This window comes from Clostridium zeae (assembly GCF_017312485.1).
Classification (GTDB): Bacteria; Bacillota; Clostridia; order Clostridiales; family Clostridiaceae; genus Clostridium_AR; species Clostridium_AR zeae.
This window is the reverse complement of the sequence record NZ_BMBA01000001.1, coordinates 406,825-430,612: the sequence shown is the minus strand read 5'-3', so window position 1 is coordinate 430,612 and position 23,788 is coordinate 406,825. Positions and strand designations below refer to the sequence as shown.

The following is a 23,788-nucleotide window of genomic DNA, read 5'->3' as shown; positions in this document are numbered from 1 at the left end:
AATAGATTATTAAGCAGATATTATTACATTTAAGGAGTGTACAAAATGGAAGAAAGAAAGATAGAAAAAAGAAAAATAGAACGTCCGGTATTTCCTAAGAAAGCCGTTATAACTTCAGGTATGCCTTATGGAAATAAAGAGCTACACTTTGGACACGTTGGTGGAGTGTTTGTTCATGCAGATACCTTTGCAAGATTTTTAAGAGATAGAATTGGGAAAGAAAATGTTATTTTTGTATCAGGAACAGATTGCTATGGATCACCTATTTCTGCAAGTTATAGAAAAATGGTAGATGAAAACAATTATAAAGGAACCATTGAAGATTATGTTCGTGAGAATCATGAAAAGCAAAAAGAAGTGCTTAACAAATATGAAATGGAATTAAATCTTTATGCTGCATCAGCGCTGGATAGAGCTGGAGAAATACACAAAGAAGTTTCTGCTAGTGTATTTAATAGATTATATGAAGGTGGATATTTAAAAAAATTATCATCTCCACAGTTTTATGATCCAGATAAGAAAGTGCTTTTAAATGGTCGTCAAGTAATAGGTAAATGTCCAATTGAAGGATGTACATCTGAAAAAGCTTATGCTGATGAGTGTGATTTAGGACATCAATTTATGCCAATTGAGCTAATTGATCCTAAAAGTACTTTGTCAGGAAAAACGCCAGAATTAAGGGATGTTACAAATTGGTATTTTAAATTAGATGAATATAATAAGCTTCTTAGCGAAGATGTAGAGCATTTAAGAAAAAGTTCTAATTGGCGTAAGTATTTATTAAATACTATTGAAGAATTTTTAAAACCACCAATTATTTATGTTAAGCGTAAGCAATTAGAAGAAGTAACAGATCTAGAAGCAAAATTACCAAAACACACAATTATAGACGAACCAAAGAAGCCATCTGTTTCTTTCGTATTTGAAAATCTAGATGATAGAGATAAAGCGAGAGAAGTTTTTGATAAGATGGGTATCCGTTTTAGAACTGGTAAGACTTTAGTGCCTTTTAGATTGTCAGGTAATGTTGAGTGGGGAATAGAAGTTCCTGAAAAAGAAGAGCTTAAGGATTTAACTTTCTGGGTTTGGCCTGAATCTCTTTGGGCTCCAGTATCTTTTACTAAAGCTTATTTAGAAAACATCGGTAAAGATTCAGAAGCATGGAAAGAATTTTGGACTGGGAAAGATTCGAAAGTATATCAATTTATCGGTGAAGATAATATTTATTTCTATGGAGTTGCAGAGATGGCAATGTTTATGGCACTATTAGGAATAGATAAAGATGATAAAGTAGACTGGGAAAATGTTAACCTTCCTCATCTAATCGCCAATAATCATTTACTTTTCATGGATAAAAAAGCTAGCAGCAGTGGCTCTATAAAACCACCAATGGCAAGGGAACTATTAGAATACTATACTGCCGAGCAATTACGTATGCATTTTTTGAGTCTTGGTTTAGTTAAAAAGAGTGTAAGCTTTGCACCACAAGCCTTTATGGACGAGAAGGATAAACAAGGACCAGACACTGTCTTGAAAGACGGTAATCTGCTTACAAATGTGTTTAATAGACTTGTTCGTTCTTGTTTCTATACAGCACAAAAGTATTTTGATGGAACTATACCAGTAGGAGAAATAAGTAAGGAAATTCTAGATGAATCAAACGAAGCTATTTTAACTTATGAGAAGCACATGTACAATCACGAGTTTCATATTGTAACTTATGTTTTGGATAGCTATATTAGAAATATGAATAAATATTGGGTAAATAATATGAAGCAAGCTGAAAGTAAAGAAGATAATGAATTAAGGAGACAAGTGCTTATAGATTCATTCCATGCTGTAAGAACAGTAATAACCTTAATACATCCTATTGCGCCAAATGGCTGTGAGATGGTAAGAGACTATTTAAATGTAGATGAAAAGCTTTGGAGTTGGGATTATATTTTTAAACCAATTTATGATCTTTTAGGTGATCAATCTAATCATAAATTAAAATACTTGGAACCAAGAATAGATTTCTTTGCAAAACATGAAAGTCAAATCTCTGGTTAACATTACTAAATAATTAGAACTAAGCTGAAATTGAAAAAAGTATTGATTTAAATAATATTTTAGAAAGAACCCTATTTTGGGGTTCTTTTTTTACCGTATAAGGAAAATATAAAATTTTAATGTTAGCTAAAATTAGCGATTTCAAATGATTAGAATAACTTTTTATGTAGTTTTAGTTGAAGTCTCTAAAGTTTATAAACTATAGGTTTAAATATAAACGTAACTATTAAGATTTTAATTAATTATATTATATAGTTATTGACAAATGGTGGTAATAAGAATATTCTTAATTCAAGAAATGAATTTGAATTCAGTTTTTCAAATGTGGTGAATTGTAAAAATTTAATGCTAGCTGAACTGAACAATTTTTCATAGAGGAGATTTTATTATGGTATACAAAAAATCAGATAAAACAGAATTACGTAAAGATGAGAAAAGAAATTTAATTTTTGAAACTGCAGCTAAAGTCTTTGCGGAAAAAGGATATAACAATACTTCAATAAAAGATATAGCAAATACAGCTGAAGTTTCTGTAGGAACCTTTTATTTGTATTTTAGAAACAAGGAAGAATTATTTGAAGAACTATACACTCAAATGGAGCAAATAATAAGTAATATAAAAAATTATGCTATGAAAAAGGAAGTTTCAGTAGCTGCTGAGAGGTTTGCTAATGTAGTAGCAGCCAGTATGTGGACCTATCAAAAGTATAGGCAACTTGCAAAAATTTTGCTTGTAGAAGCTTTGAGAATAAATTCTCGATTTGAACAAAGATATCAAGAACTTGTGATGAAATCTTGTGAAGAAATGGAGGAAATCTTAAAGCATTTGAAAGCTAAAGGAATAATTGATGTTCCAGATGTTAAGGTAGCTGCTATAGTACATGAAGGTTCTTTTAACTATGCTATTAGCTATTGGTTAAGAACTGATGATAAAACTGATTTTAAAGAATATGGGTATCCTTTAGCGGTTTCTTCTCTTCAGTCTTTAAAGATTGAATTCTCTAAGGAAGATATAAAAAGAACCATTGGAAGTATGTTTTTAGAATTGGATAAGGTGGCTGACGAGATAATTAGGTTTAGATAATAAATATATTGGAGGTGAATTTTTAGTAGGTATATTCAGTTGTACTTATTAAATCTTATTATGATAGAGTTGAATGAAATTAAGTTGCTCGCTCAAGGTGGGCAAGCAGAGATTTATGAACTAGATAATGATAAAGTTATAAGAGTATTACGAAATGTGGAAGATGAGGAATATCTTAAAGCTGAAATGGAAACTATGCAAGCGTTGAAAAAGAAAAATAAGGCTGTACCTACAGTATATGAATATACAAAAATAAATGGAAGACCGTCAATAATTATGGAGAGGCTTAAAGGAGATACAATGCTGGATCACATAAAGAAAAATCCTCTTCAGCTTTTCAAGTATGCTGAAAAGTTAGCTAATCTTCATGTAGACATAACAAGTTCTGTTGAAGGATTGGGACTTATTCTAATAAATGATAGAGCATCATACCTAATACCAAAAGCAGAAATGTTGGAGGACGATGTGAAGAAATTTGTGCTTGATATTTTGGCTGATTTACCAAAAGGAAATGATGTTTGTCATGGAGATTTTCATCCAGGAAATATTATGATTGTAGATAACAAATATTATATAATTGACTGGTTTGGCGCGACTTATGGTAGAAAGCTTTCAGATATAGCTCATACTTATCTAATTTTAAGAAATACACCTAAAATTCCGGGAATAAGTAAATTTCAGAATTATCTTATGGGTATTTCAGGAAGTATTATTTCAGGTAAATATATATCTGCTTTAGAAAAAATTCAAGCAATAGATTATAGTGAATTCTCAAAATGGCTGGTCATAAGAGCTGCAGAGAGAGTTTATTATGGAATGCCTTTGGAAAAAGATGCACTTGTTAATTTTATTAAAAGATGCATGAGAGCTCAAAGTGATGGAGTAAATCCAGATGGATGGTGGAAGTTTATATAAAATCTTATATTAATTATTTAAAAGTTTAACTTGTATTTTACAACGCTATAAGCTATATTTAATAATTCTTTAGTATCTTTAGGATATAAAAAAAAATTCTAAAGGATAGGTGAAGGAATGTATACTAAAAACTTACTAGCTTATAGTTGCAATTCAAGGGCCGAAATGAAATTTAATAAAAAGATTAATTTGATGAAAGTACTAATTCTATTGTTATTATTTATTATTTGCGGTGTATTCATTAGAAATCTTACTAAGTCATTGGAATATAGGAACAATAGCAGTTTTTTTGTTGCAGATTTTAAAAACGATATTACTATGCTCAGTGAAGCTGCTAATGTAATAGAAACAGAGAGAACATATAATAAATATCTAGATGTAAATCAATTTGGTACCGATGGAAAGTTAATAAATTCTAAAGAAATCACAAAGGATTTATCAGCAACCTTGATTAAAATTGCAGATATGAATAATAATCATATGATAGATGCTGAAGAAATTTCAGAGCTAGGAATAATGAGATTTAGAACAGATATTTATCAAAAAGAACTTAAAACTCTTCAATTCAGTTTGAAATCACAAGATCATAATTTGAAGAATTTTATAGTTATAACAAAAGGGAAATATGCAGGAACAATCCTCTATAACGGCAATTTTAAGTTTATTGATAATGATAATAAAAGATATTTTGGTTTGGAGATATATGTTTAATTTAATGATAAAATATAACTTATAATGTTAAATAAACTTATGTACTACTTTGTAATAGGATTTGTATTTTTGAATTATGAGCTTAGAATTAGAAGAAGTTTTGAAAATAGATTTTAGATCTCAGTGGTACAACTTTAGATTGGTATGAAGGAGTTAATATGGATTATAAAGTTGATTTTCATACACATACAATTTTTTCTGATGGAGGAAGTACTCCAAAAGAGCTGATTGATGATGCTGTGGCAGGAGAGGTAAAAGCAATAGCTCTTACAGATCATGATAATATAGAAGGAATTTATGAGGTTTCGAGGCTGACTAAGGAAAATAATATAGAATTTCTAAATGGCATAGAGATAAGTGCACTATATAAAGATGGAAGAATTATTCATATTTTAGGGATAGGAATTGATTTAGATAATGCACAATTCTTGAAGGCTTATAATGAAATGAAAGAAGCTAGACATGAAAGTGTAGGTGCTATTTTATCAATAATAAAAGAACAAGGAATAGATATTGATATAAATCAATTAAAAGAGAAGTCGTTTAGAAAGTATTTAGATAGATATGATATATATAAGTACTTTGTTGAAAACAAAATATGTGAAACTGCTCAAGGAATTTGGGATAAGTATTTAGATCCAATTCCATACGGTGAAAAAGAATTATTTAAAGTGGAAGATGCTATTAGAGTGATAAAAGAAGCTGGGGGCTTATCTTTCTTAGCACATTATAATAAACATATGGGCTTTGCAGGACTCTATAATGAACAGATAGAAGAAGAAATAAGTTACTTAGTTAGTTTGGGACTAGATGGGCTCGAAAGATACTATCCTTCCCACGGTGAAGAAGATTATAAATTTTTAGATTACCTAATTAATAAATATAATTTAATGATTTCTGGTGGTACAGATTATCACGGTAAAAATAGACCTGATATAAAAATCGGAAGTGGGAAAGATAATAACCTAACTATTCCATATGAAGTGTATACAAATATAATAAATAAACTAGGTAAAGGAATTTTCAATAGGGTCACTTAGATGGAATTCTTGCAGTACAAAAGGCTTTAGATGAAAGATCTTTTAGCATAAAAACTAAAAAGTAGTATAAATAATAACACAAAAAAACAGCAATAATATTCTCATATATTATTGCTGTTTTTCTGTATATTAGACTAAAATAGATGTTTATAAATAAAATATTTCTGCAAACACCATTGGTGTTAGTTGAGAAAGTTCAGTTTTGTAACTATCTCTATCTTCTTAAGGTATTAATTCTTTTTGCTACTAAAGCAGCAACTACAGCTTTTATTAAATCACCGATAATGAAAGGAAGTGCTCCTAATATAAATGCTCTATATACACCAATTCCTGTAATATGAGATAGCCATAACACTCCTAAAATATAAACCACAATAATGCCGCCAATAATGTTGGCTGCTATCATTGAAATAATAGAACTGTTTTTTTTCTTTATTAAACTAATAACTATAGAACCAATAAGAAATCCCATCAGATATCCTCCGTTAGATCCTACAATAATACCTATACCTGAAGCACCTCCAGAAAATACAGGAAGGCCAATTATACCCATAAATATAAAAGTGACTAAGCTTAATCCTGCCTGAAGTGGAGTTAATACACAGCCAACAAGCATTATCATCAGGGTTTGTCCTGTTAATGGAACAGGGCTAAAAGGTAGTGGAATTGAGATATAGCCAAAAACAGAAATTAAGGTGGCAAAAAGTGCTGCATAGATCATATCGTTTATTCTAATTTTCTTCTTCATGTAAAGTCCTCCGATGTATTAATTGTGATTTTTTAAATTTCATTTCTTAAGCAATTTGTCTAATTTAGTATAAAATACTAATGGTTTATTGTCAACTTATAAAGTAGAAATGGTTGACAATAAAATGTTTAAAAATCTTAATTCTTAGCAACAATGATTATATATTAGTATAATGAAAATTAAGTTTAATAAGATTAAATTTAATCGATGAAAAGTTGCCATGTACATGATATAATTAGACAGAATGTCTCAAAATAGAATATATAATAAATATTAAGAAGCAATTGGATGCATATGTCGAATATTTTGAATTATAATCGCAAAGTTGTTTCTATTTGTCATGGATTGTGGTAGAAGAATTTAAGATATAAGCGTTATTTGAGAGTTATGAGTCTATAACTAAGGAGAAGTGTTTTTAATGAGAGTAAAGTATAAACTTATAATCAGTTATTTGGTCTTAATAGTGTTTGCCGTAAGTGTTTTAGGTTTTCTAATTGGTAAAAAATCAAATGATGCAGTGTTTAAAGAGGTAGATGAGAAAAGTCAGCGTTTAACTGAATCAATTATTACGACACTTAGTGTAAGGAATGATCTTTTGACGGAAAAATCCTATGGAGATTTAAATTTTGCAAATACTTTACTAAATAATTTTTCTGATTTAAGAGTGGAATATAATGAAGTAGAGAAGATTGGTCAGTTTAATTTACCTGTTTTATATGCAGGAAATCAAAGGTTATCACTAGATAATACTGTTGTAGATAAACTTCAACAGTCTACAGGCACTGTGGCAACAATATTTTTATTGCATGATAATAAACTGATAAGAGTTTCAAGTACGATTTTTAAAAATAATGAGAGGATATTAGGCACATATATATCAAATGATTCTGTTGCTTATAATAGAATCATTAGTAATCAAGAATATATTGGTGATATTTTAATAGAAGGCGTTGGATATGTTACAAGAATGAAGCCTTTATTGGACAAAGATAATAAAGTTATTGGGGCAATTGGAATAGGGAATAAGATTATTAATAATTATTTAGAAGAAACCATAAGTAATATTAAGTTAGGAAAGACTGGTTATGCATATATACTAGATTCTAATGGAAATGTAGTTACTCATCCAACCGAAAAAGGTAAGAATGTAAGCAATTATGATTTTGTTCAGAAAATGCATTTAAAAAGTGGGGGAAGAATTGAATATACCTATAATGGAGTTAAAAAAGTGGGGTATTATCAATTTTTTGAGGCTTGGCATTTATATGTAGTAACTACAGCAAATTACGATGAACTAAACTCTTCGGCGAAAGCAATTTTGACTACTACAGTTGCTATTGGTTCTATAATAATTATCTTAAGTGGAATTATAGGATTAATTTTAGCAAATACTTTAGTAAAACCTTTAGATAAATTGAAATCATGTATGGAGATAGCAGGAAAAGGTGATTTAACTGTTCATTGTGATATAGAGAGCAAGGATGAGATAGGAATATTAGCTAATAGTTTCAATCATATGTTGGATGAGAATAGAAGATTGGTTGAAGAGACCTTGGAATACGATAAATTAAAAACTGAGTTTATTGCTAATATGTCCCATGAATTAAGAACTCCTTTAAATATTATTTTTTCAACAGCACAGCTATTCAATGTTCTAATAAGCAAAGGTGAAGATCTTAATACTGATAAAATAAGAAATTATACAAGCAGCATAAGACAAAACTGTTATAGATTATTAAGATTAGTAAATAACTTAATTGATATGACAAAAATAGATTCTGGTTTTATGACACTTGATTTAAGAAATGATAATATAGTGCAAGTAGCAGAGGAAATAACTCAATCAACAGCAGAATATGTAGCTCAAATGGATAGGACGATAATTTTTGACACTGATCAGGAAGAAAAAATTATGGCATTTGATGCTGAAAAGTTAGAAAGAATTCTCCTTAATTTAATTTCAAATGCTACTAAATTTACTGAGCCTGGAGATAAAATTAATGTTACCTTGTTCGATTATGAGGATCATATAGTAATTAGTGTCAGGGATACAGGTAGAGGAATTCCAGAAGATAAAGTTTCACAGCTTTTTCAAAGGTTTAAGCAAGTAGACCCATTACTCAGCAGAAGTCATGAAGGTAGTGGGATAGGATTGTCAATTGTTAAGGCTTTGGTGGAAATGCATGAAGGAACAATAGAAGTAAAGAGTGAATTTGGAAAAGGTACAGAATTTAGAATAACATTGCCTGTGAAAATCATTACGGATAAAGAAGATATGAGGATTAATAGTAATTTTACAAATCAATCTAAAGTCGAAAATATACATATTGAGTTTTCAGATATATATAATTAATATATATTGAAATCTAATTAGATCGTAGGGTATGAATATTTGAAAATTAAAAAATAAGCTAAGGATATGAATAAAACCCTTAGCTTATTTTATTGCATAAGAATTTATAAAATTTTTAAGAAAGCTAAACCTAGACATTTCAATGGGATTAGAGGGTTGTTTCAGCAATTTCTTTATTCTTTAGGGAATAGTTTTTCTTTATAGTAGGCATCGGCCTGATAGACTACCGCTAGAGGATTGTGACAAAGGACTCTATCCTTTACAGCAAATACAGTTACAGGTGCTTCAGAATATTTAATAAATAGAGAATCATGTCCTACGCAAAGACCTAAGATTATATTAAGATCTGTATTTTCTTCATTTAAAAATAAAGCTTGACCAATTGGGTTACACATAGGAACCTTACTGTTTTTTATTTCGATTAAATTCTTTGAGATATGTCCGTTTTTGCAAATCACTGAATTTACTTCAAAACCATTATGTACAAGTATCTTACTTACAATTTTACTTTCGTTAGAGAGACCTATACAAAAAGCTAGTCCGATTTTCTTATAACCACAGCTTCTTGCAAAAGACATTGTTTCTTCTAATCTTGTTTTTTCACCATAACCTTCACTTATAACTAATGCTGAACCTTTTGCAATCTTATAGTTCTCTTCGTCATTATATAATTCTTTTATCTCTTCCATACTTTCACTTATGCATGGACAGTTTTTTGGTGCGTTTTCTAATTCTCCACTACTACATACGTGCTTTGAACATAATGCGCAAGTATACATAAAAACCTCTCCTTTTCATTGAATGAATCCAATTAATAGTACATTAATACATTATATGCCAGTACTTATAGTATAATCTAAATTCATTAAAGAGAAAAGGCATATGATATTCTGAATATCATATGCCTTTTCTCTTTAATTATTCTATTTAGTTCGCATTTATCTAATTTAATGATTCAATAAGGCTGTTAGCAAGATCCTCCAATGAGTCTGAATCATTTTCTTTTATAGCTGAATTTAAGGTCATGCTATTATCTAAGATAGTCATATCTTTCATACTTTCTAGATGCTGACGGATTAACCTTCCAGATTGAGGAGCCCAAGAGCCATTTTCTATAAGGCTGAATGTACGTTTTTGAAGATTTAATGCTTTCATATCCATTAGGTAATTATGCATAGGTGGATAAATATTTAGGTTATAAGTTACACAAGCTAAAACTACATGACTATATTTGAAGGTTTCTGAAATCAAGTACGATACATGAGTGCTTGAAACGTCATACATAACTACATTTTTTAATCCTTTTTTAACTAGTCTGGTTGCAAGATCATTGGCAGCTGCTTCTGTATTACCATACATTGTTCCATATACTATCATTACACCTTTTTCTTCAGGCTCATAACGACTCCATTTGTCGTATTTATCAAGTAAGTACCCAAAGTCATTACGCCATACTAGTCCGTGGAGAGGGCAGATAAGCTTTATATCTAGACCACCGGCTTTTTTTAGTAATGCTTGAACATGTGGCCCGTATTTACCTACGATATTTGTATAGTATCTTCTAGCATCTTCAATCCAATTTCGGTCGTAATTAACCTCATCATTAAACAACTTACCATCTAAAGATCCAAAGGAGCCAAAGGCATCCGCGGAAAATAATGTACCGCTTGTAATGTCATAGGTCACCATTGCCTCTGGCCAATGCACCATTGGAGCAGACACAAATACAACTTCATGTTTTCCAAAAGACATCTTGTGGCCTTCTTTAACTATTATTGTTTTGTCATCTATATGGAATCCGAATTGATGCATAAACAATGAGGCTTTTTCGGTACATATAATTTTGGTTTCAGGATATCTAAGAATAATTTCTTCTATACATGCAGCATGGTCTGGTTCAACATGATTTATTACCATGTAATCTAGAGGTCTTTTTCCTAAAACTGCATTAATATTCTCTAGAAACTGTCTGCAGATTGACCAATCTACAGTGTCAAATAGTACAGTTTTATCATCTAATAGCAGGTAAGAATTATAGGAAACACCACTTGGTATAGGGTGGATATTTTCAAATAGAGCAAGGCGGCGATCGTTGCCACCAACCCAATATAAATCCTCAGTTATTTCTCTAACACAATACATGAATTTAATCCTCCTTTACGTAATGTATTATTACGTCTACTAAATTATATGAATTACACTTCAATGAACATTGTTTTTTCTTCACCACAAGAAGGGCAGGTCCATTCTTCAGGGATATTTTCGAAAAGTGTTCCGGAAGTTATTTCTCCGTCAATATCACCTACAGAAGGATCGTACTCATAACCACATCCATTGCAGACATAATGTTTCCAGGTAGGAGTTATTTTCTTTTGAACAGCTTTCTTCATCTTCTTCATTGGAGGTGCATCTTTTTTTGGTTCTCCATTGTCTAAAGCTGCTGCTAATAGTGGAAGAATTTCATTTAAATCCCCAACTATCCCATAATCAGCGTTTTTGAAAATCTTTGCATTAGAATCTATATTTATAGCTACGATAGTAGTAGCGTCTTTTATGCCTTTTAGATGCTGACCAGCACCGGAGATACCACAGGCAATATAAAGGTTGCCATTAAATTTTTGGCCAGACATTCCAACATAGCGATTCAAAGGAACGTATTTAAGGGTTTCAGCTACAGGACGAGAAGAACCTATAGCAGCGCCAACTTGCTCAGCCAAAGCCTCAATTAAGTGCATATTTTCTCTTTTTCCTATTCCCATACCTGCACTTACCACTCTGTCAGCTTTACTTACAGGAGTATCTAAAGGTATCCCTATTGTGAAATCATATCCGTCATCTTTTAAAGCTTTAACAAGAGAAGCAACCTTTTCTTCAGCGGTCCCTTGTTTAAAGATTATTTTCTTTCTATATCCTGTAGCCGGTTCGTGTTGAGGAGTATTACTAACACGTTCGCTTTTAGGCAGCTTACCGATGATATGAGAGGAGATAACCAATCTCTGAATTTCGTTAGTACCTTCATAAATAGTGCAAATCTTGGCATCTCTGTAAGCCCGTTCGACCTCCATGCCTTTGAGATAACCGCTACCACCAAAAATTTGAAGAGCATCATTTACAATTTCAAGGCAAACATCGGAGGCATATTGCTTTGCCATAGCTGCTTCCATGCTATAATGCTCATGATTTTCCTTAAGTTCTGCCGCGCTATAAATAAGTAATCTAGCAGCTCTTAGCTTTGTTGCCATATCTGATAACTTAAAGGCTATAATTTGTTGCTGGCAGATAGGTTTACCAAATTGAATTCTTTCTTTGGAATATTCAAGGGCATTTTCATAAGCTCCCTGAGCGATTCCGAGAGCTTGAGCTGCTATACCAATACGACCACCATCTAATGTAGCCATAGCTATTTTGAAGCCTTCGCCTTCTTTGCCAAGTAGATTTTCTTTAGGAACCTTTACATCGTTGAAGATAAGTTCGGCAGTAGCAGAAGAGCGAATTCCCATTTTGTCATAATGTTTTCCGAAACTAAAGCCTTCGCAGCCTTTTTCAACAATGAAAGAGCTGATCCCTTTTGTACCTATATTCGGTGTAGTGACAGCGAAAACAACGTATATATCTGCCTGTCCAGCGTTGGTTATAAAAATCTTTGAACCATTTAAAATATAATAATCACCTTCCAGCACAGCTGTGGTCTCCGTACCACCAGCATCACTTCCGGCATTTTCTTCAGTTAGGCCGAAGGCACCAAGTTTTTCTCCCTTGGCGAGTGGAACTAAATACTTTTGTTTTTGATCTTCAGTGCCATAAGCGGCTATCGGATATGAGCCTAAAGATGTATGTGCAGAAAGAATAACTCCAGTACCTCCATCAACTCTTGATAATTCTTCTACAGCTATGGCGTAACTAATTACATCTAAACCTGCTCCACCATATTCTTTTGGATAAGGGATACCAAGCATATCCATCTCAGCTAATTTATGAACTGCTTCAGATGGAAATTTATTTTCTTGATCTAGCATGAATGCGATAGGTTTCACTTCTTCTTCAGCAAACTCTCTGATTTTTTTTCTCAAAGTTTCATGTTGTTCTGTGGTTTTGAAAAACATAGATTTCCCTCCCTCAAATCAATATTTTAATGAACGGAGGTATAGGTTCCTGTGCCAAAAGTTAATTTATACTTGCTCAAAAATCACACACTTATATTCTGGTGGCATGTATAAATTAATAGTTGAGATAGGAATCCTGTAATTAATACATATATTACATAATATACCTTATCAAAAGTATACCTATTTAATGTATATATTAACCTCCCATACTAAATATATAGACTAAAGGTTTACAATAGAACATTTTAAATTTTATATTGTATTTATAAAATTATGTCCAAGATGAAATAATTAAATCTGAAATCTATTTTCAAAATCCCTGTGGATTCAGAGAGGAGAAATTGAAAATATAAATTAAGATATGAAGAAATCTATTCATATCTTAATTTTGAGTGTAATTTTATGTAAAAATAAGCTATAATTACTTATTATAAACATTACAAATACATTTGCGGTTTTAATCATTCAAAATTATTTGGAGGGAAAAATATGGACGCTAGCTTTATGTGGATAATTATTGGAGCTACGTTGCTGTCTGTTATATTATCTAGCATTAATCAATTACAAAATGATGTTAGAAGAACAAATGAACTTTTAACAAAGATTGCAAAACATATTGGAGTGCCTGAGACATCTATTGATGATGAAATACAAAGCCTCATCGTAGAAGGCAAAAAAATTAAAGCAATTAAAATATATAGACAAGCTACTGGAGCAGGTTTAAAAGAAGCCAAGGAACATATCGATTTATTGTATGAAAAAATTAATAGCTAAGAAGTGTTAAATTTCTGAAAAGTTGATAAGGCAAGTCGTAATGACTTGCCTTAAAGTTTGTTCGACTTTTAAAATTAACTAAAGTGTTAGCACAGTCTTGGAAAAGATTTAATGGAATATGGTATATATAGATGTAGGTATCTATAAACTAGCCTTATAATACTGTTTTGGTGATAATTGAAATTCTTTTTTAAAAGCTCTTACGAAACTAGAATAATCTATAAATCCACATAGTGAACAGACCTCTCCAGCCTGCATACCGGTTCTCAAAAGATCAGCAGCTCTTTTAGTTCTTTTCTTTTGTACATATCCATAAAGGGTATAGCCTGTTTCTTTCTTAAATAAGTGCATGAGATAATATTTATTAAGAAAAAAAGTATTTGATAGCAGCTCTATTGAAAGATCCTTCTCTAAATTGGAATTGATAAAGCTTAAGATAGCCTCTATTCTTGGATCGTATTTAATATCCTCCATGTTTTTATCTGTATTCATATCTAAGAAAAATCTGTTAATTTTAACCATGAACTGTATAAATAAGGCGTTTTTCAGTATAGTGCTTCCAAAGGATTTGTCTTGCATTTCTTCTTTAAGCTCTTGTAAATTTTTCTTTAGTAGCTCTATTTGTTTTATATTCAATCTAATAAGGTTAAGTTTTCTTTCAGAAGCTATTTGAAAGCAATTCAAAAGATCACAGCAATCTATATTATGCTTTTCTAGGAATAATGGATTTAACCAAAGTATCATTCTTTCATATGGTTCAGTTTGGCTTATTATCGGTAGATGAAGGTCATTTTTGCCAACTAATAATACGTCCCAAGGTCTAAGCTTATAAGACTTTCCTTCAATGATATATGTGACCTCTCCTGAAATAAAAATGATTATTTTATCAAAGTCATGGTAATGGACTTCGAAGTCGTTTTTTTTCTGATCTTTAAGATTGAAGAAAAGGAAATCATCATTAAGATAACCTCTCTTTATTTTTTCTATATAAATATTTTCACCCATTTATAAACACCTCAGACTTCATTATAGCTTTTCGCATTTTATTAAATTATAGCACTTTATGCAATATAATAAGCATTTAATTCAAGAAAATCCGCAAAAGTTGAGAATATAATATTAATAAAGCAAGAGAAAGGGTATTTAAGTAGCATCTAAAATGTTGATGATAAACATTGCTGAAATGAATTGGAGGAACTGTTATGAAATTATATGAAGTTTTAAAAGGAATAGACTATGAGATATTAAACGGTAGAGATGATTTAGAAATTGAGAGTTTGAATTGGGATTCTAGGGAGCTAGGTGAAAATTCAATTTTTATCGCTGTAAAAAATAGAAATGTAGATAGACATGATTTTGCATTAGATGCGGCAAGCAGCGGTGCTACAGCCTTGATTGTAGAACGTGAGATTAGAGGGCTGCAAAAGAATGTGACAGTTATAAAAGTTAAAGATTCTAGAAAGTCAATGTCCTTAGTAGCACAGAATTTTTATCATAGTCCAATAAGTAAGTTAAAGATCGTTGGTATCACGGGTACAAATGGAAAAACTTCTGTGAGCTATTTTATTTCAAAGATACTTGAAGTATTAGAGCTAAAATGTGGAGTAATTGGCACGATACAAAACACTATTGGTATACAAAAAATGAATACGAAAAAGTTAAATCCAACTACTCCAGATGCAATAGAACTTCAAGGAACCTTTGCGGAAATGTTAGAGTTTGGTGCAACTCATGCAGCGGTAGAAGTCACGTCTTCAGCTTTATCTCAAGATAGAGTCTATGGATGTGAATTTGATGTTGCTGTGTTCACTAATCTAACTCAAGATCATTTAGAAGAACACGGTACTATGGATAATTATAAAAAGGCTAAATTGAAACTATTTAATATGTGCAAGAAAGCAGTTATAAATATAGATGATTCATTTTCCAAGGATATATTAGCTACTGCAAATTGCAAAACCATAACTTATGGCATTGATAAGGATTGTGATTTTAGAGCCACAGATATAGAATATACAAATTCTAGTGTGAGGTTTAATCTTCAATTTAATTGTGAAAAAAGAAAGGTAAAGCTTAATATACCAGGAAGGTTTAGTGTTTATAATGCGTTGGCATCAATTGCAAGTTGTTATTGCTTAAATCTTAGCATTGATGACATTGTAAATGCTGTTAAAGAAATAAGAGGGGTTCCAGGAAGGTTTCAAGCTATTGAAAATAGTAAAGGTATTTTAGCTGTAGTAGATTATGCACATTCTCCAGATGCTATTGAAAACATACTAACTTCAGTTAAAGAAATAACTAAAGGTAAAATAATTACGGTGTTTGGTTGTGGTGGTGACAGAGATGCTACTAAAAGACCGTTGATGGGAGAAACTGCAGGTAGGCTAAGTGACTACTGCATAATTACTTCTGACAATCCTAGAAGTGAAGAACCAGCTTTAATAATTAATGATATTGAGAAAGGAATTGTTAAGACTGGATGCATGTATGAAAAGATAGAAGACAGAACCCAAGCAATCTTCAAAGCACTTAATGTTGCAGAACCTAATGATTCAGTAATAATTGCTGGCAAAGGCCATGAAAACTACCAGATATTAAAGAATGAAACCATTCATTTTAGTGATGAAGAAGTGGTGAAAAAATATTTTTTAATATAGAGTAAATTAAAAGGAGTTATAGATTATGAGAAATCTTTTTAAGAATTATAAGATGTCTTTAATGCTTATATTATCCATAGTATTAGGAGGTGCCATAGGAGCACTACTAGGACCAAAAGCTAAAGTTTTAGAACCCTTCGGACAGATATTTCTAAATTTAATGTTCACTATAATCGTTCCTTTAGTATTTTTCAGTGTAGCATCAGCTATAGCAAATATGAGTGGTGTAAATAGACTAGGAAAAATAATGATAACTATAATCTTAGTGTTTATTACTACAGCAGTTATATCAGGTATATTGGCTATAATAGGCTCTCTTCTTTATAATCCAACTAAAGGATTAGACTCTGGCACAATTAAAAATATATTGGCTCAAGGAACCACTGACATAGATAAAGGTACTGAGAACATTTTCTTATCACAGCAGCTTGTAAAAACATTTACAGTTAGTGAATTCTCAGAATTGTTTTCAAAAAATAATATGCTTCAAGTTATAATTTTTTCTGTACTATTTGGAGTAGCCACTGCCTTAGCTGGAGAAAAAGGGGAAGTAGTAAAAAAGTTTATTGATGCAGTAACAGCTATAATCATGAAGATAGTTAATATTATTATGTACTATGCTCCGATTGGGCTTGCATGCTATTTTGCCTCTGTGGTAGGGCAATTAGGAACACAAATCTTACAAGGGTATTTGAAAGTGTTTTTATTATATTTAGTTTTAACAATAATAAACTATTTTATGTTTTTTAGTATATATTCGTATATTTCATCTGGAAAAGAAGGCTTTAAAACTTTCTGGAAAAATGTAATAGCACCAACAGTAACTGCGCTAGCTACTTGTTCAAGTGCTGCATCTATACCAGTTAATCTTGAGGCTACAAAGAAGATAGGTGTATCTAAAGATATAGCGGATACTGTAATACCTCTTGGAGTCAACACTCATAAAGATGGATCTGTTATTGGTGGTGTTTTGAAAATAGTATTTCTATTTGGATTGTTTGGGAAAGACATTAATAGCTTGCCAATATTATTATCTATATTAGCAGTTGGCTTTTTGGTAGGTGCGGTTATGGGTGCAATACCGGGTGGTGGGATGATTGGAGAAATGCTTATAATAAGTATTTATGGATTTCCTATTGAAGCCCTCCCTATAATAGCAGTTATAAGTACAATTATTGATGCCCCAGCTACAGTATTAAATTCAACAGGAAATACTGTATGTGCTATGTTGGTTTCAAGATTTGTTGATGGCAAAAAGTGGCTAAGTAAGGGTTCATTGTAATGATTAATTTATTTAGGTAAATGTAAAGTATAGTATGTCGCAAAAGTACAAGTATAGACTTTAAAACTATGAGTTTTTTAATAATCATCTGCTGCAAATAGCATATAGCTGCAGCAGATGATTATTTTTTTGTTTGCTTGCTTATATTAAGGTTGCAATTTTACTAGGTTATATGGGAAAAATATTAAAAAGGATGTTTTTTTGCTATATAAATACTAAGACTAAAATACAAAAATTCATAATGAAATATTCTCATAGAAATTAAAACAAAACTTCTGCTGTGGTTTTGTTTGTTTTAATAAAATTTAAATTAAAGGATGTTAATTCTTCTAAGTATGATATATAATGATTTTATAGCATATTGTTTTAAATAAATATAAAATATTTTAATTTTTAGCATATTAACTAGGGGGAATGAACTGATGGTCACAAATTGTTTTGTAAAACCTTTAATTGAGCAGAGGGCAGATCCTTATGTATACAAACATACAAATGGATATTACTATTTTACTGCTTCTGTACCGACTTATGATTGTATTGAGCTTAGAAGAGCGAAAACTATAGATGGACTAGTTTTGGCAGAAACAAAAAAGATTTGGCAGAAACACGAAAATGGAGTTATGAGTGAGCATATATGGGCACCAGAACTTCATTATATAGATGAAAAATGGTATGTGTATTTTGCAGCAGGAGAAAAAGAAGACGTGTGGAAGATACGTCCTTTCGTTTTAGAATGCACCGGAGATGATCCTATGAAGGATTCTTGGATTGAAAGAGGAATGATGCAGAAGGCAGATGAAGATCCATATTCATTTACTGACTTTTCTTTAGATGGTACAGTGTTTGAACATAATAATAGAAAGTATTTTGTGTGGGCTCAAAAAGTAGGAGGAGAGGGGGGTATATCTAATTTGTATATAGCAGAAATGGAATCTCCAATAGAATTAAAAACTGTACAAGTACTTTTAACTACTCCAGACTATGATTGGGAAAGAGTGGATTATTGGGTCAATGAAGGTCCAGCAGTAATCAAAAGAAATGGAAAGATATTTATAACCTTTTCAGCAAGCTCTACTGGAGCTGCGTACTGTATGGGTATATTAGAAGCTTCAGATACCTCAGATTTACTAGATCCACAGTCTTGGAGCAAGTCAAGATATCCGGTTTTTGCAACTTGCCCAGAAAAAAATATATATGGTCCAGGTCACAATAGCTTTACAGTTTCAGAAGATGGAGAGGATTTAGTTATTTATCATGCTCGTCCATATGAAAAAATTGTAGGAAATCCTTTATACGATTACAATCGTCATGCCATGGTGATGAAACTTAAATGGGATGCAGTAGGGAGACCAGTTTTTGAATTAGAATAATTAATAAATAGAAGTTCTCGATGATTGTCGGGAGCTTTTTTATTTAAACAACATTAAAATAATGCGCTGTTAAGGCACCGTGCTGAAATTAAGTTAAAGCGACGGTAGTTTTATTACAAGTGTCTGTAAAAATGTTATAATTATGTAAAATGAGGATGGAATATGTGCTCACAGGAAATTAATAATTTTACTTAATATTTACAGGAGGATTCAGATTATGCTTACACAAGCTGAACAAAAAGTTTACGATATTTTAGATTTACTAGAGATTAAATATGATAGATATGAGCATGCTGCTGTGTACACTATTGAAGAAGCAAATAATTTAGATATACATATATCAGGACAACTTTGCAAAAATCTATTTATTAGAAATAGAAAAGGTGATACTCATTATCTTGTTGTACTTGATGAAACTAAACAAGTAGATTTAAAATCCTTAGCAAAGCAGATTGGAAGTAGTAGCTTATCTTTTGCTTCAGAGGAAAGATTATTTAAATATTTAGGACTTAAGCCTGGATCTGTAAGCCCTTTTGGAATAATAAATGATACTGAAGGTGAAGTTGTAGTTTTAATAGATAGAGATATAACTAATGCTGAGGTGGTGTCTTTTCATCCCAATATTAACACCGTTACTATAGGAATTTCATACCTAGATTTTGAGAAGTTCATCAAGTGGAAGAAGAATCACATACTTTATGTAGATATAGATTAGAAAAATCGCTTACAGTTTTTTTTCATAAGAGTATGAAAGTTTGTTGAGAAATTATTGATTCTTTGTATAACAATATTATATTTAGAGTGGTAAGGAGTATAAATGATTTTCTTTGATTTGGATGGTACATTACTAGATCATAAGGGTTCGGAATTGTTAGCAGTAAAAGCATTTTATGAACAATATAAAAGGGCACTAAGACTAGAAGAAGAGAGCTTCTATAAGATATGGGGGCAGGCTTCTGATAAATATTTTAATATATATTTAAAAGGTGAAATGACCTTTAAAGAGCAACGGATTGAGAGAATAAAATATATATTTTCATTTTCTAAAATAATAGTAACTGATGAAGAAGCTAAAGAAATTTTTGAGGTTTATCTAAAAATGTATGAAGAAAATTGGAAATCCTTTGAGGATGTTATCTCATGCCTACAGGGATTAAGAAAATATAGATTGGGGATTATCACTAATGGTGATCTTGAGCAGCAATGTTTAAAACTAGATAAGCTTAAAATTAAGGATTATTTTGATATTATAATTACTGCAGGGGAAGTTGGTGTTGCAAAACCCGATTCTAAGATTTTTCAAATTGCTTGTAATAGAGCAAAAGTAAATCATGAAAATTGCGTTTACGTAGGCGATGATTTGAATGTTGATATAATACCTTGTATGGAAGCAGGTCTTCATGGAATTTGGTTAAATAGGAAAGGCGAACATAACACTCAAGATATAACTATGATCAAATCTTTAGGAGTTTTGAAAAGCGTATTATAAAAAATAATAAATTTTAGTTGTTGTTTAAGCACAGTGTTGAAATTAAGTGTTTAGCCATTTTATGAGTTAGTGAGCTTGCGAGAGGAGGGTGAAAAATGTTAACACACAAGGGGACTCAGTCTTTAGAGGCTGAGAGGCTTTTGCTACGTAGATTTAAAACAAGTGATGCGGAATGTATGTTTAAAAACTGGGCAACCGATAGTGAAGTGTGTAAATTCTTAAGTTGGAATCCGCATAAAGATTTAAGTGAAACAAAGCAGATAGTAGAAAGCTGGGTAAATGAATATAGTAATGATTATTATAATTGGGCAATTGAGTTAAAGTCCACTAGTGAGATAATTGGTCAAATATCTTTGATGAATTTGGATGAGAAATATCTTTCCTGTACTACTGGATATAATATTGGAAGATTATTTTGGGGAAAAGGATATATGACAGAAGCATTAAATGTGGTTATTGACTATTTGTTTAAAGAAATAGGCATGAATAGAATAGAAGCGAGATATAATACAATTAATATTGCATCAGGTATAGTAATGCAAAAAGCTGGAATGAAGTTTGAAGGAATATTAAGACAGGCTAAAGTTAATAAATATGGACAATTTTATGATCTAGCAATATATTCAATACTGAGGTCTGATCTAAAGCTTTGATGGTTCGATAGAATAGATAAATTATTATTTAGTACACAATAATAAAAAAAGGCCTATAAAATCAGGTCTTTTTATTTTCATAAAAATATACCTGTTTTATTTGTAGATTAATATTTTACTAGTTGCTTTTAATTAAATATAGCAGAAAATCTGAAAGGTTAATAGTATACCAGTAAGATATATAGTATAATTGTTTTGGCTAAAACTCAATTTAAACAATATTATTATATATAGATTTAAACAACTTAAAAATCGTGCAAAAGAGAGGTTATTTTATGAAGCTAATATCCTATGATACAAGAGATGATGAAAGAAATGATTTTGAAGCAATATCAAAAAAGCTTAATGTAGAAATCACTTTAGTAGAGGAGAAATTAAATGAGAAAACTGTAGAACTAGCTAAGGGATTTGACGGTGTGACTATCTTAGGACACAGCCATGTAACTCCAGCAGTTTTAGATAAATTAGATGAATTAAATATCAAGTATCTCGCAACAAGAACTGTTGGATATAATAATATCGATGTTGAATATGCAAAAAGTAAAAGCATAAGAGTAAGTAATGCATATTATGCTCCAAGTGGTGTAGCTGATTATACTATAATGCTTATACTTATGTGCATAAGACATTATAAACAAGCTATGTTTAGAGGGAATGTCAATGATTACTCCTTAGTGGGACTTCAAGGAAAAGAAATGAAGGATTTGACTATTGGAGTTATAGGTACAGGAAAAATTGGAGCAACAGTAATTGATGGCCTAAAGGGATTTGGTTCTAGAATATTAGCTTATGATAAATTTGAAAATAATAAGGTAAAAGAAAAAGCTACTTATGTTGATTTAGATACCTTGTACAAGGAATGTGATGTTATAACTCTTCATACACCTTTATTAGAAAGTACATACCACATGATAAACGATGAGTCTATAAAGAAGATGAAAGATAATGTGGTTCTAATTAACTGTGCAAGAGGGGAATTAATGAATATTCCAGCGTTGATTAATGGAATAGAGACTAGAAAAATAGGTGCACTAGGGCTAGATGTTTTTGAAAACGAAGAAGGTATATATCATATCGATAGACGTACAGATATTATAAGTAATAGAGATATGGCTTATTTAAGACAATTTCCAAACGTTATAATGACACAGCACATGGCTTTTTATACTGATGCAGCAGTAAGAAGCATGGTAAATAGTGCAATTACTAGCTTAGTCTCCTTTATTAATACTGGTGAAAGTGATTACGAGATTAGATAAGGCTTGCTAAATAGTGCAGAAAATGCAAGGTAATATATGTTATATCTTGTTATGATAGAAAAGGAAAGGGGAGATGGATATGGATTGGCTAGAAAAAATGAATGGTGCTATTAAGTATATTGAAGAAAACTTGACTAACAATATTGCTTATAGTGACGTCGCTAAAATAGCATGCTGTTCAGAATATCATTTTCAAAGAATGTTCTCATTTATAACTGAAGTGACTTTAGCAGAATATATAAGGAGAAGAAGACTTACCTTAGCTGCTTTGGAGTTTCAGGGGTCAAGTATAAAAGTAATTGATATTGCATTGAAGTATGGATATGAATCTCCAGAAGCCTTTACAAGAGCTTTTAGAAATTTACATGGAGTTTCACCAACCTTTGCTAGAGAAAAGGGAACACAGCTAAAAGCATATCCACCTATTTCTTTCAGTATATCAATAAAAGGAGATGTTGAGATGAATTATAAAATAGTTGAAAAGGATTCATTTAAATTTTTTGGAGTAGAGGAGGTAATGGATACAACTAATGGGAATAACCTAGTTAGGATACCTCAGTTGTGGCAAGAATGTTTTAAAGATGGTACAATAGAACGCTTAGTAAAGGCTCAGCCAAAAGAATTAGTGGAAGATGGCTTTGTTACTGATGTAAATGGAATTATGTGTTATAGAGAGACTGGTGAGGAGACTTTCCCATACATGATAGGTGTATTTGATATGGATGGTAATGCTAAGGTACCAGATGAATTTTCGGTTATCTCTGTACCAGCATTAACATGGGTTATTTTTAGAACTGATGAACACAAAAAATCAGAGGTTGTAGAAAAAATACAGGCAATATGGGAAAGAATTTTTTCAGAGTGGTTCCCAAGTTCAGGATATGAACATGCAGAAGGACCAGAGCTTGAAGTATACTATAGTGCAGAAGGTGACAGAAACTACTCTGAGGTATGGATACCGGTAGTAAAGAAAGATTAATTTTGGGTTAGAAATTTAATATAGTGTAAGGTTTTAATAGAAGATGCTAGGTCATCTTCTATTTTTATTTACATCCTTTCCAGAGATATGACTGACCGTAATTAAGTCTTTCTAATATTATTTTAAAACTCTCACTAAAGGCATTGGGAGTTAAAAAAGATTAGGAATCTAAGGAATATATCTTTATATGCATTCTGAATTATTAAGCGTATATAAAGCTTACAATTAAGCGAATAATAATTAAAAAAAGAGCACTATGCTATATAGTGGACATGAGTCATGATTTATATATTGTGTTGCAAATATAGATGAAATT

Annotated in this window: 20 protein-coding genes; 15 read left to right on the top strand and 5 right to left on the bottom strand. The window is 31.2% G+C overall.

All coding sequences use genetic code 11. From position 1 onward, the window contains the following. Positions 1–45: 45 nt before the first annotated feature. The 5 genes from J3477_RS01990 to J3477_RS01970 all read left to right on the top strand — a co-directional run bounded on the left by J3477_RS01990 (position 46) and on the right by J3477_RS01970 (position 5,802). The gene (locus J3477_RS01990) at positions 46–2,052 is read left to right on the top strand and encodes a methionine--tRNA ligase (RefSeq protein ID WP_206867882.1); all 2,007 of its coding nucleotides are present in this window, start codon (positions 46–48) and stop codon (positions 2,050–2,052) included. Between the two features lie 388 nt (positions 2,053–2,440). Beyond that, positions 2,441–3,136 carry a TetR/AcrR family transcriptional regulator gene (locus J3477_RS01985; protein WP_206867881.1) on the top strand — a complete coding sequence of 232 codons (696 nt, stop codon included), beginning with the start codon at positions 2,441–2,443 and terminating at the stop codon, positions 3,134–3,136. Positions 3,137–3,175: 39 nt separating this feature from the next. Beyond that, a complete protein-coding gene (locus tag J3477_RS01980) occupies positions 3,176–4,051 on the top strand; it encodes a phosphotransferase (protein WP_206867880.1) in 876 nt (291 codons plus the stop codon). A gap of 117 nt (positions 4,052–4,168) precedes the next feature. After that, complete coding sequence (locus J3477_RS01975; protein WP_206867879.1) at positions 4,169–4,762, top strand: hypothetical protein; 594 nt, start codon at positions 4,169–4,171, stop codon at positions 4,760–4,762. Between the two features lie 158 nt (positions 4,763–4,920). Further along, positions 4,921–5,802 (top strand): PHP domain-containing protein, encoded by an 882-nt coding sequence (locus J3477_RS01970; protein WP_206867878.1) that lies wholly within the window; start codon positions 4,921–4,923, stop codon positions 5,800–5,802. Positions 5,803–6,016: 214 nt separating this feature from the next. Here J3477_RS01970 and J3477_RS01965 read toward each other — a convergent pair whose 3' ends face one another. Further along, the gene (locus J3477_RS01965; protein WP_206867877.1) at positions 6,017–6,550 is read right to left on the bottom strand and encodes a biotin transporter BioY; all 534 of its coding nucleotides are present in this window, start codon (positions 6,548–6,550) and stop codon (positions 6,017–6,019) included. A 418-nt stretch (positions 6,551–6,968) separates the two neighbouring features. On the opposite strand from J3477_RS01965, the gene J3477_RS01960 reads away from it, so the two are divergent. Then, complete coding sequence (locus tag J3477_RS01960; protein WP_206867876.1) at positions 6,969–8,903, top strand: Cache 3/Cache 2 fusion domain-containing protein; 1,935 nt, start codon at positions 6,969–6,971, stop codon at positions 8,901–8,903. Positions 8,904–9,076: 173 nt separating this feature from the next. On the opposite strand, the gene J3477_RS01955 is transcribed toward J3477_RS01960, so the two are convergent. The 3 genes from J3477_RS01955 to J3477_RS01945 all read right to left on the bottom strand — a co-directional run bounded on the left by J3477_RS01955 (position 9,077) and on the right by J3477_RS01945 (position 13,006). Next, positions 9,077–9,682 carry a DUF1847 domain-containing protein gene (locus J3477_RS01955; RefSeq protein ID WP_206867875.1) on the bottom strand — a complete coding sequence of 202 codons (606 nt, stop codon included), beginning with the start codon at positions 9,680–9,682 and terminating at the stop codon, positions 9,077–9,079. Positions 9,683–9,845: 163 nt separating this feature from the next. Continuing rightward, entirely contained in the window at positions 9,846–11,045 is a 1,200-nt protein-coding gene (locus J3477_RS01950) for an FprA family A-type flavoprotein (protein WP_206867874.1), read from the bottom strand. A gap of 53 nt (positions 11,046–11,098) precedes the next feature. Then, on the bottom strand, positions 11,099–13,006 hold the full coding sequence (locus tag J3477_RS01945; RefSeq protein WP_206867873.1) for an acyl-CoA dehydrogenase family protein: 1,908 nt from the start codon (positions 13,004–13,006) through the stop codon (positions 11,099–11,101). 492 nt (positions 13,007–13,498) lie between these two features. Here J3477_RS01945 and J3477_RS01940 point away from each other — a divergent pair, with 492 nt between their 5' ends. Further along, positions 13,499–13,783, top strand: a complete 285-nt coding sequence (locus J3477_RS01940) for a ribosomal protein L7/L12 (protein ID WP_206867872.1) — start codon at positions 13,499–13,501, stop codon at positions 13,781–13,783. Between the two features lie 141 nt (positions 13,784–13,924). On the opposite strand, the gene J3477_RS01935 is transcribed toward J3477_RS01940, so the two are convergent. After that, positions 13,925–14,788, bottom strand: a complete 864-nt coding sequence (locus J3477_RS01935; protein ID WP_206867871.1) for an AraC family transcriptional regulator — start codon at positions 14,786–14,788, stop codon at positions 13,925–13,927. Between the two features lie 197 nt (positions 14,789–14,985). Between J3477_RS01935 and J3477_RS01930 the strand changes: the two genes are divergently transcribed. The 8 genes from J3477_RS01930 (at position 14,986) to J3477_RS01895 (ending at position 23,472) form a co-directional block, all read left to right on the top strand. Beyond that, positions 14,986–16,440 (top strand): UDP-N-acetylmuramoyl-L-alanyl-D-glutamate--2,6-diaminopimelate ligase, encoded by a 1,455-nt coding sequence (locus tag J3477_RS01930; protein ID WP_206867870.1) that lies wholly within the window; start codon positions 14,986–14,988, stop codon positions 16,438–16,440. Between the two features lie 25 nt (positions 16,441–16,465). After that, on the top strand, positions 16,466–17,722 hold the full coding sequence (locus tag J3477_RS01925; protein ID WP_206867869.1) for a dicarboxylate/amino acid:cation symporter: 1,257 nt from the start codon (positions 16,466–16,468) through the stop codon (positions 17,720–17,722). 422 nt (positions 17,723–18,144) lie between these two features. After that, a complete protein-coding gene (locus tag J3477_RS01920) occupies positions 18,145–19,092 on the top strand; it encodes a glycoside hydrolase family 43 protein (protein ID WP_206867868.1) in 948 nt (315 codons plus the stop codon). A gap of 217 nt (positions 19,093–19,309) precedes the next feature. Beyond that, positions 19,310–19,807 carry a prolyl-tRNA synthetase associated domain-containing protein gene (locus tag J3477_RS01915; protein WP_206867867.1) on the top strand — a complete coding sequence of 166 codons (498 nt, stop codon included), beginning with the start codon at positions 19,310–19,312 and terminating at the stop codon, positions 19,805–19,807. 102 nt (positions 19,808–19,909) lie between these two features. Then, positions 19,910–20,581 carry an HAD family hydrolase gene (locus tag J3477_RS01910; protein WP_206867866.1) on the top strand — a complete coding sequence of 224 codons (672 nt, stop codon included), beginning with the start codon at positions 19,910–19,912 and terminating at the stop codon, positions 20,579–20,581. 95 nt (positions 20,582–20,676) lie between these two features. Further along, on the top strand, positions 20,677–21,234 hold the full coding sequence (locus J3477_RS01905; protein WP_206867865.1) for a GNAT family N-acetyltransferase: 558 nt from the start codon (positions 20,677–20,679) through the stop codon (positions 21,232–21,234). Between the two features lie 275 nt (positions 21,235–21,509). After that, positions 21,510–22,493 carry a D-isomer specific 2-hydroxyacid dehydrogenase family protein gene (locus J3477_RS01900; protein WP_206867864.1) on the top strand — a complete coding sequence of 328 codons (984 nt, stop codon included), beginning with the start codon at positions 21,510–21,512 and terminating at the stop codon, positions 22,491–22,493. A gap of 79 nt (positions 22,494–22,572) precedes the next feature. Then, positions 22,573–23,472 (top strand): AraC family transcriptional regulator, encoded by a 900-nt coding sequence (locus J3477_RS01895; RefSeq protein WP_206867863.1) that lies wholly within the window; start codon positions 22,573–22,575, stop codon positions 23,470–23,472. The last annotated feature ends 316 nt before the right edge of the window (positions 23,473–23,788 follow it).